This is a genomic window from Pseudomonas sp. P4795 (assembly GCF_048822895.1).
Lineage (GTDB): Bacteria > Pseudomonadota > Gammaproteobacteria > Pseudomonadales > Pseudomonadaceae > Aquipseudomonas.
Genome location: NZ_JBMFBT010000007.1, coordinates 22412 through 38892 on the forward strand (window position 1 = coordinate 22412; position 16481 = coordinate 38892).

14 protein-coding genes are annotated in these 16481 nt (G+C 59.4%); 10 read left to right on the top strand and 4 right to left on the bottom strand.

Going from position 1 to position 16481, the window contains the following annotated elements; translation table 11 throughout:
* Positions 1–13: 13 nt before the first annotated feature.
* Positions 14–559, bottom strand: coding sequence for a gamma carbonic anhydrase family protein (locus ACOI8A_RS20310; RefSeq protein ID WP_420649985.1), 546 nt, complete (start codon positions 557–559; stop codon positions 14–16).
* Between the two features lie 62 nt (positions 560–621).
* On the opposite strand from ACOI8A_RS20310, the gene prlC reads away from it, so the two are divergent.
* From prlC to ACOI8A_RS20325, 3 genes are all read left to right on the top strand, one after another.
* Positions 622–2700, top strand: coding sequence for an oligopeptidase A (gene prlC / locus ACOI8A_RS20315; protein WP_420649986.1), 2079 nt, complete (start codon positions 622–624; stop codon positions 2698–2700).
* A complete protein-coding gene (locus tag ACOI8A_RS20320) occupies positions 2697–2981 on the top strand; it encodes a YheV family putative zinc ribbon protein (RefSeq protein ID WP_420649987.1) in 285 nt (94 codons plus the stop codon). The genes prlC and ACOI8A_RS20320 overlap by 4 nt, the downstream gene beginning before the upstream one ends.
* A gap of 117 nt (positions 2982–3098) precedes the next feature.
* Complete coding sequence (locus ACOI8A_RS20325; protein WP_420649988.1) at positions 3099–5126, top strand: M3 family metallopeptidase; 2028 nt, start codon at positions 3099–3101, stop codon at positions 5124–5126.
* Here the strand turns inward: ACOI8A_RS20325 and ACOI8A_RS20330 are convergent.
* Positions 5113–5748: a tyrosine-protein phosphatase gene (locus tag ACOI8A_RS20330; RefSeq protein WP_420649989.1), complete on the bottom strand. Its 636-nt coding sequence runs from the start codon at positions 5746–5748 to the stop codon at positions 5113–5115. The genes ACOI8A_RS20325 and ACOI8A_RS20330 overlap by 14 nt on opposite strands.
* 304 nt (positions 5749–6052) lie before the next feature.
* On the opposite strand from ACOI8A_RS20330, the gene ACOI8A_RS20335 reads away from it, so the two are divergent.
* From ACOI8A_RS20335 to ACOI8A_RS20345, 3 genes are read left to right on the top strand one after another with little or no spacing between them, the layout of a single operon-like run.
* Positions 6053–6796, top strand: a complete 744-nt coding sequence (locus ACOI8A_RS20335) for a gluconate 2-dehydrogenase subunit 3 family protein (protein WP_420649990.1) — start codon at positions 6053–6055, stop codon at positions 6794–6796.
* Between the two features lie 2 nt (positions 6797–6798).
* Positions 6799–8583 (top strand): GMC family oxidoreductase, encoded by a 1785-nt coding sequence (locus tag ACOI8A_RS20340; protein WP_420649991.1) that lies wholly within the window; start codon positions 6799–6801, stop codon positions 8581–8583.
* A gap of 12 nt (positions 8584–8595) precedes the next feature.
* Positions 8596–9897 (top strand): c-type cytochrome, encoded by a 1302-nt coding sequence (locus ACOI8A_RS20345; protein WP_420649992.1) that lies wholly within the window; start codon positions 8596–8598, stop codon positions 9895–9897.
* Between the two features lie 61 nt (positions 9898–9958).
* Here the strand turns inward: ACOI8A_RS20345 and ACOI8A_RS20350 are convergent, their stop codons facing one another.
* Entirely contained in the window at positions 9959–10261 is a 303-nt protein-coding gene (locus ACOI8A_RS20350) for a hypothetical protein (protein ID WP_420649993.1), read from the bottom strand.
* A 234-nt stretch (positions 10262–10495) separates the two neighbouring features.
* Here ACOI8A_RS20350 and ACOI8A_RS20355 point away from each other — a divergent pair, with 234 nt between their 5' ends.
* From ACOI8A_RS20355 to ACOI8A_RS20365, 3 genes are all read left to right on the top strand, one after another.
* Entirely contained in the window at positions 10496–11554 is a 1059-nt protein-coding gene (locus ACOI8A_RS20355) for a PA0069 family radical SAM protein (protein WP_420649994.1), read from the top strand.
* A 237-nt stretch (positions 11555–11791) separates the two neighbouring features.
* Positions 11792–12523, top strand: a complete 732-nt coding sequence (locus tag ACOI8A_RS20360; protein WP_420649995.1) for a carbonic anhydrase — start codon at positions 11792–11794, stop codon at positions 12521–12523.
* A gap of 90 nt (positions 12524–12613) precedes the next feature.
* Entirely contained in the window at positions 12614–14140 is a 1527-nt protein-coding gene (locus ACOI8A_RS20365) for a SulP family inorganic anion transporter (protein WP_420649996.1), read from the top strand.
* Between the two features lie 142 nt (positions 14141–14282).
* On the opposite strand, the gene ACOI8A_RS20370 is transcribed toward ACOI8A_RS20365, so the two are convergent.
* A complete protein-coding gene (locus tag ACOI8A_RS20370) occupies positions 14283–14915 on the bottom strand; it encodes a hypothetical protein (protein ID WP_420649997.1) in 633 nt (210 codons plus the stop codon).
* Positions 14916–15283: 368 nt separating this feature from the next.
* Between ACOI8A_RS20370 and coxB the strand changes: the two genes are divergently transcribed.
* Positions 15284–16411 carry a cytochrome c oxidase subunit II gene (coxB, locus tag ACOI8A_RS20375; RefSeq protein WP_420649998.1) on the top strand — a complete coding sequence of 376 codons (1128 nt, stop codon included), beginning with the start codon at positions 15284–15286 and terminating at the stop codon, positions 16409–16411.
* Positions 16412–16481 lie beyond the last annotated feature (70 nt).

Sequence of the window (16481 nt, forward strand, 5' to 3'; positions counted from 1 at the left end):
ATCGAGAGAACGGTCAGATCTGGTCGTAGCCTTCGGCCAGATGCAGATCCTTGAGCTTCACGTAGTTCGCCGCGCTGTAGGTGAAAAAGGCCTGTTCCTTGTCAGACAGTGGACGGATCTGTTTCACCGGACTGCCGACATACAGAAAACCGCTCTCAAGGCGTTTGCCCGGCGGCACCAGACTGCCAGCGCCGATGATCACATCGTCCTCGACCACCGCACCGTCCATGACAATGCTACCCATGCCGATCAGCACGCGGCTGCCGACGGTGCAGCCATGCAACATGACCTTGTGGGCGATGGTCACGTCATCGCCGATCAGCAACGGAAAGCCATCCGGATTGAACGGGCCGGCGTGGGTGATGTGCAACACGCAGCCGTCCTGCACGCTGGTGCGCGCGCCGATGCGGATGCGGTGCATGTCGCCGCGGATCACGGTCAGTGGCCAGACGGAGCTGTCTTCACCGATTTCGACGTCGCCGATCACCACCGCCGAGCCGTCGACAAATGCACCTTTGCTCAAGTGCGGGGTGTGATTCTGGTACTTGCGAAGGGACACGATTAGTTCTCTCTCTGTCGCCGATAGCTGCGGTGGATGTCGATTGTAATTAAGATGGGCGCATGTTTCTTCCAGCCAAGGTGCCATCCGTGAGCGTGAACAATCCTCTTTTGCAGTCCTACGACCTGCCGCCGTTCTCGACGATCCGCGCCGAACACGTGCTGCCAGCGATCGAAACCATCCTCGCCGACAACCGCGCGGCGATCGCCGAAATCCTCAAAACCCAAGGCCAGAACCCGACCTGGGCCGGGCTGATTCTGGCGATGGACGAACTCAACGATCGCCTCGGCGCCGCCTGGAGCCCGGTCAGCCACCTCAACGCCGTGTGCAACAGCGCCGAACTGCGTGAAGCCTACGAGTCGTGCCTGCCAGCCCTGAGCGCCTACTCCACCGAGATGGGCCAGAACCGCGAGCTGTTCCAGGCTTATGAAGCCTTGGCCAACAGCCCGGAAGCCGCCGGGTTCGACGTGGCGCAAAAAACCATTCTGGAACACGCCCTGCGCGATTTCCGTCTGTCGGGTATCGACCTGCCGCCAGCCGAGCAGCAGCGTTATGCCGAAGTGCAAAGCAAACTGTCCGAGCTGGGCAGCCGCTTCTCCAATCAACTGCTCGATGCCACGCAAGCCTGGACCAAACACATCACCGACGAAACCACCCTCGCCGGCCTGACCGACTCGGCCAAGGCGCAAATGGCTGCGGCCGCCCAGGCCAAAGAGCTCGACGGCTGGCTGATCACCCTGGAATTCCCGAGCTACTACGCGGTGATGACCTATGCGCAAGACCGCGCACTGCGCGAAGAAGTCTACGCCGCCTACTGCACCCGTGCGTCGGATCAAGGCCCGAATGCCGGTCAGAACGACAACGGCCCGGTGATGGGCGAGATTCTCGACCTGCGTCAGGAACTGGCGAAATTGCTCGGTTTCAGCAGTTTCTCGGAGCTGAGCCTGGCAACGAAAATGGCCGAGTCCAGCGATCAGGTGCTGAGCTTTCTGCGCGATCTGGCCAAGCGCAGCAAGCCGTTCGCCGCGCAGGATCTGCAACAGCTCAAGGCCTATGCCGCTGAGCAAGGTTGTGCCGATCTGCAGAGCTGGGACGTGGGTTTCTACGGTGAAAAACTCCGCGAACAACGCTACAGCGTCGCTCAGGAAACCCTGCGCGCGTACTTCCCGATCGACAAGGTACTCGGCGGTCTGTTCGCCATCGTCCAGCGTCTGTACGGCATCGAAATCGCCGAACTCAAAGGCTTCGACACCTGGCACCCGGACGTGCGCCTGTTCAAGATCAAGGAAAACGGCCAGCACGTCGGCCGCTTCTTCTTCGACCTGTACGCCCGCGCCAACAAGCGTGGCGGCGCGTGGATGGACGGCGCCCGCGATCGTCGCCGTACCCTCGACGGCGTGCTGCAAAGCCCGGTGGCCAATCTGGTGTGTAACTTCACCCCGGCCGACAGCGGCAAGCCTGCGCTGCTGACCCACGATGAAGTCACCACGCTGTTCCACGAATTCGGCCACGGCCTGCATCACCTGCTGACCCGCGTCGAACATGCCGGCGTGTCCGGGATCAACGGCGTGGCATGGGATGCGGTCGAGTTGCCGAGCCAGTTCATGGAAAACTGGTGCTGGGAGCCGGAAGGCCTCGCGCTGATCTCCGGCCATTACGAGACCGGCGAGGCACTGCCGCAGGATCTGCTGGAAAAAATGCTCGCGGCAAAAAACTTCCAGTCCGGCCTGATGATGGTGCGTCAGCTGGAGTTCTCGCTGTTCGACTTCGAATTGCACGCGACCCACGGTGACGGCCGCAGCCCGCTACAAGTGCTTGAAGGCGTGCGCGACGAGGTTTCGGTGATGCGTCCGCCGGCCTACAACCGTTTCCCTAACAGCTTTGCGCACATCTTCGCTGGCGGTTACGCGGCGGGTTACTACAGCTACAAGTGGGCTGAAGTGCTGTCGGCCGATGCCTTCTCGAAGTTCGAAGAAGACGGCGTGCTCAACGCAGAAACCGGTCGCGCGTTCCGCGAAGCGATTCTGGCGCGTGGCGGCTCGCAGGCGCCGATGGTGCTGTTCGTCGACTTCCGTGGCCGCGAGCCTTCGATTGACGCACTCTTGCGCCATAGCGGCCTGAGTGAGGACGCGGCAGCATGAGTGAGGCACCTGTGATTACCAAGAAGCGCTTTATCGCCGGGGCGGTTTGCCCGGCGTGCAGCGAGCCGGACAAGCTGATGATGTGGAACGAAGATACGGTTCCGCATCGTGAGTGCGTGGCCTGCGGGTATTCCGACACGCTCAACGAACAAGGCCTGTCGGTGCCCAAGGAATTGGGCACGCGGGTCAACGTAAGCGCGATCAAACCTGCGCCGGACAAAAAGGTGCAGGCGGTGCAGTTTTTCCCGAACCCCAAGCTCGCGAAAAAGCCTGACGCGTAACAATCCAGCAAACCCGCCTTGCACCGTTCATCGGTGCAGGGTGGTATCCGAGTAACACCTTTACCCTGCACTTGCTTCGTAGGCTGGCCGTTTCGCCATGCCTCGAAGGAAGCTGCCATGCCAGACCCAAATCCCCTCCTGCAACACTGGACGCTGCCGCCGTGGTCGGCGATCCGCGCCGAACATCTACTGCCCGCGATCAACAGCATCATTGCCGATAACCGACGGATCATTGCCGAGGCCATTGCCAGCCAGGCCGACCTTCCCTCCTGGGATGATCTGGTGCTGACCGTCAACGAAACCGATGCGCGTCTCAGCGAGGTGAACTCGATCCTCGAAACCTTCTCGATGGTCAAATCCGACGATGCGCAATGGCTGGTAGAAAGCGCCAAAGGCCAGCTCGCCATCGCACAGTACCGAACCGAGAAAGCCAGCAATCGCTCGCTGTACCGGATTTTCCAACGCTTGGCGCACAGCCCGATCGCGGCCAATTTCGATGGGCCGCGCAAAGCGGCGCTGGCGCGAATCCTGAGCAAGTTTGAAGCGTCGGGCATTCAACTGCCCACTGCACAGCAGCAGGAGCTGGCACGACTGAATCGCGAGATCAGCGGATTGGAGCAGGTATTTTTGCACCACCTCGAGGGCTGGACGCAGACGTGGAGCAAGCGCATCGACAACGTCGCTCTGCTCGCGGGCGTATTGCCGGCGATGCGCGAGCGTCTGGCGCTTGCGGCCGGCCAGGCCGGACATGAGGGCTGGCTGATTCAGCTCGACCAGAATACCTTCCAGCACATTCTCAAATACGCCGAGAACCGCGCGTTGCGCCAAGAGTGCTTCATCGCCTACTCGACCCGGGCTTCCGACCAAGGACCGCTGGCCGGCCAGTTCGATAACGGTTCGGTACTGTCATCACTGCTCGCGCGGCGCCAGCAGAAAGCCCGATTGCTCGGCTATCAAAGCTTCGCGCAGATGCGCCTGGCCACGGAAATGGCCGATGACACCGGTACCGTCAGTGGTTTTCTGCAACGGCAGGTTGCGCTGCTGGCGCCGACACTTGAGCGCGATGCACAGACTCTGAAAACCTTCGCGCTGGAACGCGGGATCAGCCAGATCGAGGCGTGGGATCAGGATTTCCTCGCCGAACAATGGCGGCAACAGCACTTCCCCGGAGCGCTGGAAAATCTGCGTGAGTTTTTTGCACTGGACGCCACTCTGCGCCGGCTCTGCCTGTTCTGCGAGCGCATGTTCGGCATCCGCATCGTTGAGCAGACCGGCTTCGAGCGTTGGCATGACGGTGTGCGGTTGCTGGAAATCAGCGAGCACGAACAGGTCATCGGCTATATCTACTTCGATCCCTACCATCAGGAAAACGCGGCGGATTACGCCGGAACCGCCACCCTGCGCAATCGTCGGATCAGCGCCGAAGGCCGGCCGGCGCTGCCGATTGCTCTGCTCTACAGCAATTTCACCGCGCCAACCGACGCTCATCCGTGCTTGCTGGAGCATCTGGATCTGCGGGTGCTGTTGCATGAATTTGGCCATTGCCTGCAACAGGTGCTGACACGTTCGCCGCATCACAATCTGTCGGGCATTCTGCAGCTGGGGCATGACGCCGCGGAATTTTCCGGGCAGTTATTCGAGCAATGGTGTCAGTCGCGAGAGTTTCTGCTTTGGCTCGGCGCGCATTTTCAGACTGGTGAGCTGCTGAGCGAATCACGCGTCGACGCAGCGCTGGCTGCCATTCAGGCTCATTCCAGCCGCCCCAGCTCAATGCTGCTGATGGGTGCAATGCTCGACTTCGAGCTGCACCGATCCCATGGCGATGGACGCACCGTCCAGCAGGTCTGCGCCGATGTGCAGCGCGCATTTCCACACCTGCAACTGCCCGCACCGAACAGATTCGCCAACAGTTTCGACTACATGGTGACCAATTACGACGCCAGGGTTTACGCCTACGCATGGTCGGGGGTGCTGGCCAGCGAAGCGTTCCAGCGCTTCACGGCGGACTGGGTGTTCAATGCGCAGACCGGTCGGGATTTCCGCGAAACGTTCTTCTCTCCCGGCGCGGCGCGCCCACTGCGGGAAGCCGTCGCAGCGTTCCTTGGCCGGCCAGTCAGCCTGCAACCAACAGCTACTTCAGATTGACCGTCTGAAACCAACTCTTCAGCGAACAGGTGGCGAAAGCGCTGGTGCTGCAATCACCATTGGCCAGCGCCGTGCGCAGCTTGTCGACATCAGCCTGCATCACGTAACGCACGTCGTCCCGGAAATGGCCACTTTCGCCGAAACCGCCCTGGGTCATTTCACTCAGCGCGTCTTCCTTGCTCCAGCCCTGAATCACCACGCGATACATGACCGCCATCAGGCCAGTGCGGTCGGAGCCGTGCTTGCAGTGCATCAACACCGGGCCGGTGGCTTCGGCAGCCTGAATCGCGCGCAGGGTCTTGAGTACGTCGCTGTCGTCGACGTGATTGGTGCGATAGGGCAATTGCACCTGGCTGATGCCGGGGGTCTGCAGCCAGTTCGAATCGGATTCGGGCAGAAAGTTGATGACCGTCGCGACCTTGAGATTTTTCAGCAATGGCACGGCGCCGCTGTCAGGTAGCGCACTGCGGTAGAGGGTGGGTGACATCTGGAACAGGTTGTATTGCACCTCGACCGGTTGCGCCCATTCAGTCGGCCGCACGGGCGCGGCCTCATCGGCCTGAACTGGAACGAGATGCAAAACTGCAAACAGCGAAAAACACACAGCGAAGACAGGACGCATGCTCGGTGGACCGCATAGGGATTGATCAATGGAGGCCTGAAGCTTGGGCTTGCGCCGGTCAAATCCCCGTGAGGCACTCGTCAAAGAATCGTGAATCACTGCCGTCCGGTTCGACTTTCATCGCAAATACCGGCTTTTTTCCGCTGAATCGGTTCATCGAGAAGCTTAGCCTGCTACCATTTGTCACACGATGTTGCAGAAGCCTGCCTTGTTCTCCGGACATTACGGCCACGTCGCAACCAAAAATTCTGAAGCCGTTCGCAGAAACGGCTGACAAACACCAATGCCTGATGAGGTGCACCCCATGTCTGATGCAGATCGAGACAACCCGCGGCGTGAGTTTTTGCGCAAATCCCTGACCCTGATTCCGGTAGTCACCCTTGCGGGCACCGGACTGGGCAGCAGCATGTTGCAAGCGGCACCTGAAGCCGCACCTGCGCCACACCCGGCACCAGCCAAAACCAGCAGCGCCCACTACGAGCCGAACTACTTCACAGCCGAAGAGTGGGCCTTCATCAACGCCGCCGTGGCGCAGTTGATCCCCAGCGATGCGCAAGGCCCAGGTGCCCTTGAGGCTGGCGTGCCGGAATACATCGACCGTCAGATGAACACGCCGTACGCCGCCGGTGCTCTGTGGTACATGCAAGGCCCGTTCAATGCCGACGCCGCGCCGGAAATGGGCTGGCAGAGCAAACTGGTGCCCAAAGACATCTATCGCCTCGGCATCGCCGCCACGGATCAGTGGACCAAAGCGCTCAACGGTAAAACATTTGCCGAGCAAGACAGCGCTACCCGAGACGATCTGCTCAAGCAACTCGAAGCCGGTAAACCGCAGTTCGACAGCGTTCCTGCGAAGATTTTCTTCAATCTGCTGCTGCAAAACACCAAGGAAGGGTTTTTCTGCGATCCGATCCACGGCGGCAATAAAGGCATGGTCGGCTGGACCATGATCGGCTTCCCCGGCGCCCGCGCCGATTTCATGGACTGGGTAGAACGCAACGAGCAGTACCCCTTCCCGGCAGTTTCGATTCGCGGCGAGAGGGCGTAAGCATGGCAACCGTATTGAAGAAAGTTGACGCAGTGATCGTCGGTTTCGGCTGGACTGGCGCGATCATGGCCAAAGAGCTGACCGAGGCCGGTCTGAATGTGCTGGCGCTGGAGCGCGGACCGATGCAGGACACCTACCCCGACGGCAACTATCCGCAGGTGATCGACGAACTCACCTACAGCGTGCGGAAAAAACTCTTCCAGGACATTTCCAAAGAAACTGTCACCATCCGCCACAGCGTCAACGACATCGCCCTGCCGAACCGCCAGTTGGGCGCGTTCCTGCCGGGTAACGGCGTCGGCGGCGCCGGGCTGCACTGGTCGGGCGTGCATTTTCGGGTCGATCCGATCGAACTGCGTATGCGCAGTCACTACGAAGAACGCTACGGCAAAAGCTTCATTCCCAAAGACATGACCATCCAGGACTTCGGCGTCAGCTACGAAGAGCTGGAACCATTCTTCGACTTTGCCGAAAAAGTCTTCGGCACCTCGGGCCAGGCGTGGACGGTCAAAGGCCAACTGGTCGGTCAGGGCAAGGGCGGCAACCCTTACGCGGCGGATCGCTCCAACCCGTTCCCGCTCGAAGCGCAGAAAAACACCGTTTCCGCACAGCTGTTCGGCAAAGCGGCTACCGAAGTCGGTTACAAACCCTACAACCTGCCTTCAGCGAATACTTCGGGGCCGTACACCAATCCCTACGGTGCACAGATGGGTCCGTGCAACTTCTGCGGTTTTTGCAGCGGCTATGTTTGCTACATGTACTCCAAGGCTTCGCCAAACGTGAACATTCTTCCGGCGCTCAAGCCGCTGCCGAATTTCGAGCTGCGCGCCAACGCCCACGTGCTGCGGATCAACCTCGACAGCAGCAAGAGCAAAGCTACCGGCGTTACTTACATCGACGCTCAGGGTCGCGAGATCGAGCAACCGGCGGATCTGGTGATCCTCGGCGCCTTCCAGTTGCATAACGTGCGACTGATGTTGCTCTCGGGCATCGGCAAGCCCTACGACCCGGTCAGCGGCGAAGGCGTGGTCGGGCGTAACTTCGCCTACCAGAACATGGCCACGATCAAGGCGTTCTTCGACAAGGACACCCACACCAACAACTTTATCGGCGCCGGTGGCAACGGTGTAGCGCTGGACGACTTCAACGCCGACAACTTCGACCACGGGCCGCACGGCTTCGTCGGTGGTTCGCCGATGTGGGTCAACCAGGCCGGCAGCCGGCCGATTGCCGGCACCTCCAATCCACCGGGCACTCCGGCCTGGGGCAGCGCCTGGAAACGCGCGACCGCCGATTACTACACCCACCAGGTGTCGATGGACGCCCACGGCGCGCATCAGTCCTACCGTGGCAACTACCTCGATCTCGACCCGGTGTACCGCGATGCCTACGGCTTGCCGTTGCTGCGGATGACATTCGACTGGCAGGAAAACGACATCAAGATGAACCGCTTCATGGTCGAAAAAATGGGCAAGGTCGCCGAAGCCATGGGCCCGAAAGCCATCGCCGTGATCGGCAAGAAAGTCGGTGACCATTTCAACACCGCCTCCTACCAGACCACCCACCTCAACGGTGGCGCGATCATGGGCACCGATCCGAAGACCAGCGCCCTGAACCGCTACTTGCAGAGCTGGGACGTGCACAACGTCTTCGTGCCGGGCGCGTCGGCTTTCCCACAAGGCCTGGGTTACAACCCGACAGGGCTGGTCGCTGCGTTGACCTACTGGTCGGCGAAAGCGATCCGCGAGCAATACCTGAAAAACCCCGGCCCGCTGGTTCAGGCTTAAGGAGCGATGACCATGAAGAATTTCGTTATCGCAACCTTGGCATTGCTCGGCAGCGCTTCGATTCACTCGGCCGAAGTTGATCAAGCCTTGATCAAACAAGGTGAATACCTAGCCCGTGCTGGCGACTGCGTGGCCTGCCACACCGCGAAGAACGGCAAGCCGTTCGCCGGTGGTCTGCCGATGGAAACCCCGATCGGTACGATTTATTCGACCAACATCACCCCGGATAGAACCGGCGTCGGTGACTACAGCTTCGAAGACTTCGACCAGGCTGTGCGACATGGCGTCGCGAAAAACGGCAGTACTTTGTACCCGGCGATGCCCTTTCCGTCCTACGCCCGCGTAAGCAATACCGACATGCAGGCGCTGTACGCCTACTTCATGCACGGCGTACAGCCGGTCGCACAGGACAACAAGGCCAGCGATATCCCGTGGCCACTGAGCATGCGCTGGCCGTTGATGGGCTGGCGCTGGCTGTTTGCGCCGCAGGTCGAGGACTACAAAGCCGCGTCGGAGGATGCCGTCGTCAGTCGTGGGGCGTATCTGGTGGAAGGCCTCGGACATTGCGGCGCCTGCCATACACCGCGTGCCCTGACCATGCAGGAAAAATCCCTTAGCGCGGCCGATGGCAGCAGTTTTCTGTCAGGCAGTGCGCCACTGGAAGGCTGGATCGCCAAAAGTCTGCGCGGCGACCACAAGGATGGACTCGGCAGCTGGAGCGAAGAGCAACTGGTGCAATTCCTCAAGACCGGCCGCAGTGACCGCAGCGCGGTATTCGGCGGCATGAGCGATGTGGTCACCCACAGCATGCAGTACATGACCGACGCCGACCTGACAGCGATTGCCCGCTACCTCAAATCGCTGCCAGCCAACGACCCGACCGACCAGCCGCATCAATACGATGAGAAAGTCGCCAAAGCATTGTGGAACGGCGACGACAGCCAACGTGGCGCATCGGTGTATATCGATAACTGCGCGGCCTGTCACCGCACCGATGGCCATGGCTACACGCGGGTATTCCCTGCGCTGGCGGGTAATCCGGTGCTGCAATCGGAAGATCCGACCTCGCTGATTCACATCGTGCTCAAGGGCGGCACCCTGCCGGCGACTCACACCGCGCCATCGACCTTCACCATGCCCGGTTTTGCCTGGCGTTTGTCGGATCAGGAAGTGGCGGATGTGGTGAGTTTTATTCGTGGCAGTTGGGGTAACAAGTCTTCAGCTGTAACCGCAAAGGAAGTTTCCAGGTTGCGCAGCGACGATATGACCACAACATCATCCGATGACCTTGGACAAGTGACTGATCACAACTAAGCACAATAACCCCTGCATGGAAAAACATGCAGGGGTTATGGTTTTTATCGAACAGGCTTAATCAAGGATTGATAATGCTGGCGTAAGCCTTTGCCAGTGCGGCCAATTTGGCTCGATCTTGCTCGCCCACTTCGCCGTCACGATCAACATCGTGCTCAAGACGACCGATGCTGAAGGTGTGCCCACCGTCTTTGGAGGTCGCGGTGACGAAAATCGGGTCGACCAGCATTTCAGTCTGCACGCCGGCCTCGGCATCCCAACCCAGTTCTTTGCGAGCAAGTTGCATGGACACCAGAGTATTGGGCTCCGATGGACCAGGCTGCATCAGTTGCAGAAAAATACCGCGCGAATTAAAAAACGACATCATCAAATCCTTTTGTCTTTAATCTAATTAATTGTTGTGAAGCGAGGTGGATACTACGAACTTGATAGACATACGACCAGCCAACTTGTGTTTCTTTAATTTACGCCGCTTTCAAACTTTCTATTTAAATAATTCATTTAACTAACTTGGTATTTTTGACCAATGGCCGAACGGTAGTGGATCACTCGGGGCTTTGCGAATACTGTATGGATGTACAGATCAAAGGATCCTCTGATGTCCAGTCTTTTGCCCCCACGCGGTCGTGGCACCGCTACCAACCCGCACAATCGCTTCGCACCGAATCGTTCGGTGGCCGAGGACGATGGCTGGTATCAGGAAGTGCCGCACACCCAAGGCACCGAGGTACGCATCGAAACCGCGAAAACCATCATCACCCGCAACACTTCGCCGGACCTGCCCTTTGATCGTTCGATCAATCCCTATCGCGGCTGCGAGCACGGCTGCATCTATTGCTACGCGCGGCCGAGCCACGCCTATTGGGACATGTCGCCGGGGCTGGATTTCGAGACCAAGCTGATCGCCAAGACTAACGCCGCCCAAGTACTGGAAGAGCAGTTGGGCAAGAAAGGCTATCAATGTGCGCCAATCAATCTGGGTTCCAACACCGACCCGTACCAGCCGATCGAGCGTGAACATAAAATCACCCGTCAGACCCTCGAAGTGCTGCTGCGCTACCGGCATCCGGTGACCATCATCACCAAAGGCTCGCTGATCCTGCGCGACCTCGACCTGCTAACCGAACTGGCGCAACAGCGACTGGTGGCGGTGATGATCAGCCTGACCACGCTCGATGACGAACTCAAACGCATCCTTGAACCGCGCGCTGCTGCACCCAAGGCCAGGTTGCGTGCGATTCGGGTCATGCGTGAAGCCGGTATTCCGGTGGGCGTGTTGTGTTCGCCGATGATTCCGATGATCAACGACTGCGAAATCGAAAGCCTGCTCGCCGAGGCGCACGCGGCTGGTGCGCAAAGTGCGGCCTATATGATGCTGCGCCTGCCGCTGGAGGTGGCGCCGCTGTTCGAAGAATGGCTGCAGGCGCACTATCCGCAACGCGCCGCCCATGTGTTGAGCCTGATCCGCCAGAGCCGTGGCGGCGAGCTATATGACAGTCGTTTTGGCACTCGCATGCGTGGCGAAGGGCCGTTTGCCGATCTGCTGGCCCAGCGCTTCGCCAAGGCGCTGAAACGACTGGGTCTGGATCGACGCGAAGGCTTCAATCTCGATTGCACTGCCTTCTGTCCGCCGGGTCGCCAGATGGCGCTGATTTAGAGACAATTGGCCTATGGTTGAGTGGAGGGATGTACTTGCCCGGTTAACGCCGGTCACGTTTTTTGTGACCTGGAACACACGTTCTAGAGCGCTTGATTCAGTTTGAGTTAAGTTTCGGCGGTTACCTTGTTCATCGAGTGACTGACGGGTCGGGATGACCCGGATGTTGAAAACAGCCACTGGCTTCATATCGGACTACAGGGGAAGAATCCCCGAATCCGCCAAAGAGGATGAATCATGAGTGACAAGGATAAACAGCCGTTGGCTGCGTCGGCGCAATCGCTCCCTGTGGCGGAAACCGCTGATGCAGCATTGAAGAATATCGTCGACGGCTTTTTGCATTTTCATCATGAGGTCTTTCCACAGCAGGAAGAACTCTTCAAAAAACTCGCCACGGCGCAACAGCCGCGCGCGATGTTCATCACCTGCGCTGACTCGCGCATCGTCCCCGAGCTGATCACCCAAAGCTCCCCCGGCGATCTGTTCGTGACGCGTAACGTCGGCAACGTCGTTCCGCCCTACGGTCAGATGAACGGCGGCGTTTCCACCGCGATCGAATACGCGGTACTGGCGCTCGGCGTGCATCACATCATCATCTGCGGCCACTCCGATTGCGGCGCCATGCGTGCGGTGCTCAACCCGGACAGCCTGGAAAAGATGCCTACGGTCAAAGCCTGGCTGCGCCACGCCGAAGTGGCGAAAACCATGGTCCAGGAAAACTGTAACTGCGCCGACGAAAAAGAAAGCATGCCGATCCTCACCGAGGAAAACGTCATCGCCCAATTGCAGCACTTGCGTACCCATCCTTCGGTAGCCTCACGCATGGCGAACGGTCAACTGTTCATCCATGGCTGGGTCTACAACATCGAAACCAGCCAAATCAAAGCTTACGACGCGGATCAGGGTTGTTTCCTGCCGCTCGATGGCAGCCATCCGATCCCGGTGGCGACGCCCAAAGCGCGCTTCTAAGTCCTCCTAAAAATCTGTGTGGTTTGACGCCGGCCGCTGTTTCAGCGGCCCGGCCTCGCCATGCCTGAAGAAAGCTTCGGGAGAATCACCATGCGTGCTGCTCAATTGAAAGCTGTACTGCCACGGGAGCTGCTGGCCTCGGTGGTTGTGTTCCTGGTGGCCCTGCCGTTGTGCATGGGCATCGCCATTGCTTCCGGGCTGCCGCCGGCCAAAGGTCTGATCACCGGGATCATCGGTGGTCTGGTGGTCGGTTGGCTGGCGGGTTCACCGTTGCAAGTCAGCGGGCCGGCGGCCGGGCTGGCGGTGCTGGTGTTCGAACTGGTGCGCCAGCACGGCATCGAGATGCTCGGGCCGATTCTGCTGCTCGCCGGTTTTCTGCAACTGGTGGCCGGGCGGCTGAAGCTCGGTTGCTGGTTCCGGGTCACGGCGCCAGCGGTGGTCTATGGGATGTTGGCGGGGATTGGCGTGCTCATCGTGCTGTCACAGGTGCATGTGATGCTCGATGCTTCGCCCAAGCCTTCCGGGCTGGATAACCTCACGGCATTCCCCGCTGCGGTGGCGCAGGCGTTGCCGTCACTGGGCTGGCAGGCTGGTTTGCTTGGCCTTTCGACGATTGCGGTGATGTGGCTGTGGGAGAAATTCCGTCCGCACTCGCTACGCTTCATTCCGGGTGCGTTGCTTGGCGTGGGTCTGGCGACCGGCGCGAGTTTGCTGCTGGCGTTGCAGGTCAAACGCGTTGAGGTACCGGAGAATCTGGCCGAAGCCATCGACTGGCTGAAACCGGCTGACTTGCTCAGTCTCGCCGACCCGACGCTGCTGATCGCCGCATTCGCCGTTGCGTTCATCGCCAGCGCCGAAACCCTGCTGTCCGCCGCTGCGGTGGATCGCATGCACAACGGTGTACGTTCGGACTTCGACCGTGAGCTGTCGGCGCAAGGTGTCGGCAACATGCTCTGCGGCCTGGTCGGCGCGCTGCCGATGACCGGGGTGATCGTGCGCAGTTCGGCCAACGTTCAGGCTGGCGCGACCACGCGTTACTCGACGATTTTCCACGGTCTGTGGCTGCTCGGTTTCGTCTTGCTGTTGTCGAGCGTGCTGCAAAGCATTCCGGTGGCGAGTCTGGCCGGTGTGCTGGTCTACACCGGGTTCAAACTGGTCGACCTCAAAGCCTTCCGCGGTCTGGGCCGTTATGGGCGGATGCCGATGTTCACCTATGCCGCGACGGCGCTGGCGATCATCTTCACTGACCTGCTGACGGGTGTGTTGATCGGTTTTGGCCTGACGCTGGTGAAACTGGCGTTCAAGGCTTCACGCCTGAAGATCAGCCTGATCGATCTGCCGCAGGACGGCGAAATGGAGCTGCGTCTGATCGGCGCGGGGACGTTCCTGAAAGTGCCGGCGCTGACTCAAGTACTGAGCACCATTCCACCGGGCACGACGGTGCATGTGCCGCTCAACAATTTGAGCTACATCGACCATTCGTGTCTGGAGTTGCTCGAAGAGTGGGGCCGGGCGAATGCGGCCAAGGGTTCAAAACTGATGATCGAGTCGCGCGGGTTGAAGCGCAGGCTTGAGGGGCGGATTCGCACCACTACCGGGATTGGTTCAGCTGCTTAAAAAACCAGTGTGGCAAAAATGGCAAAAAACCCTGTGGGAGCTGGCTTGCCAGCGATGGCGGAGTGTCAGTCACCAAAGATGTCGACTGATCCGACGCTATCGCTGGCAAGCCAGCTCCCACAGGTGTTGAGGTGGTTCCGGATTACGCAGCAGGCTGGTCGAGTTCCAGGCCCACGCCCAAACGGCGGCTCATGCACGGCCAGCGCTTCCACGCAGCGCCGGTATCCGGGCTGCTGAGTTTTTCGCGGTAGGCTTCCACCGACTCCTGCGAAAAGCTCTCGTCGTTGAGCATGCTGTCCACCGCGTGATGCACCACTTCATCCAGTTCATTGGCAAATTTCTCACCGAGCAACTGGTGAGCAATCAGGTTGGCGACCGTCATGTCCAAAGGGATCAGTGGCTGGCCGAAATGCTTGATGTACAGATCGTTGACCTCTTCGACAAAACGGTGCGCCAAGTAGGCTTCGTCCAGTAGTCGATCCAGACCGACCGGCGGCTGGAGAAAGTACTGCTCGGCGATTTTCAGCACCGGTTTGATCTGTGATTCGATTCCCGCTTCCTTGGCGACGGCGTTGGCTGCTTCCAGCATGTCAGGTACTTCGTCGATGTAGGTTTCGACAAAACGCGTCAGTACAGCCTTGGCGCCTGTCTCAGGCAATTGGATCGACGGGTGCAGATGTGGCAGTTGTTCTTCCAGCTGACGGGTCAGCCGTCCGGTTTCGTTTTCGTGTTGTCGGGCTATTTGGATCTGCTCGCGCAATGCGGCGGTGTTCATGAAAACTCCAGGAAACAAGGCAATGAAATAGGGAAGACATAAGTTAGCTGGCTTACGAAAAATGCTAAGACGCATTTGTCATAATTATTTCATCCTTGAGACACCTGCGTTATATCGGTTTGCCACCACTCGTCTGCATCCTTCTCCATTCGTGCCCTTCAACGCAAGCTCCGGCTGTATCGATCATTTGCCTGCGCACATTGCATTTCCCAGCCGCTGTCTATACTCGCCAATGAATGGAGTTAGCTGATGACGCCCGACTGCCCACGCAGCAAGGCCCGGCGATTCAAGTTCGTAGTCTGATGCAGCCGCTCCCTTGCCGCAGGTGAAAGCCGGCGGGATAACAAGAACGATAAGGGGAACCCGCAATGATGCGACATCCACATGTCTGGATGGGCCTCCTGTTGTGGTCGATTTTCAGCCAGGCACAAGCGGCCTGGACTGTGAATATGGCGCCTGGAGCGACTGAAATCAGTCACGCAGTATTCGACCTGCACATGATCATTTTCTGGATCTGTGTGGTGATCGGGGTCATCGTCTTCGGCGCCATGTTCTGGTCGATGATGGTGCACCGCCGTTCTACCGGGCAGGTCGCCGCGAAATTCCACGAAAGCACCACCGTCGAGATTCTCTGGACCGTCGTACCGCTGCTGATTCTGGTGGTGATGGCGGTACCGGCGACCGCCACCCTGATCAAGATGTACGACTCCAGTGAGCCGGATATTGATATCCAGATCACCGGTTATCAGTGGAAGTGGCATTACAAATACCTGGGCCAGGATGTCGAATTCTTCAGCAACCTGACCACTCCCGCCGAGCAGATCCACAACAAGGAAGCCAAGGGCGAGCACTATTTGCTCGAAGTCGACAAGCCGTTGGTACTGCCGATCGGGGCCAAGGTGCGTTTTCTCGTGACCTCGGCCGACGTGATTCATTCGTGGTGGGTGCCGGCCTTCGCGGTCAAGCGCGATGCGATCCCCGGGTTCGTCAACGAAGCCTGGACCCGAGTCGACAAGCCCGGCATCTACCGCGGCCAGTGCGCCGAACTCTGTGGCAAAGATCACGGCTTCATGCCGATCGTGGTCGAGGTCAAGGAACAGGCCGACTACGAGAAATGGCTCGGCGAGCGCAAAGCCGAAGCCGCGCAACTCAAAGAGCTGACCAGCAAGGAATGGACCCTCGACGAACTCAAGGAGCGCGGCGACAAGGTCTATCACACCGCTTGCGTGGCCTGTCACCAGGCTGAAGGCCAAGGCTTGCCGCCAATGTTCCCGGCACTCAAGGGCTCGAAAATTGCCACCGGCCCGATCAAGGATCACTTGGGCATCGTCTTCCACGGCAAGCCCGGCACCGCCATGGCGGCATTCGGCAAACAGCTCTCGGAAGTCGATATCGCAGCGGTCGTGACCTACGAACGGAACGCCTGGGGCAACAACAAGGGCGACATGGTCACGCCAAAAGAAGTGCTGGAGCTGAAACAGGCGGAAAGCCAATGAGCCGGTCTATCGCGTACTTCGTGAACCGGCCGGGGCAACGCGCCCCGGCCAGCCCAGCCCACTCACGTAA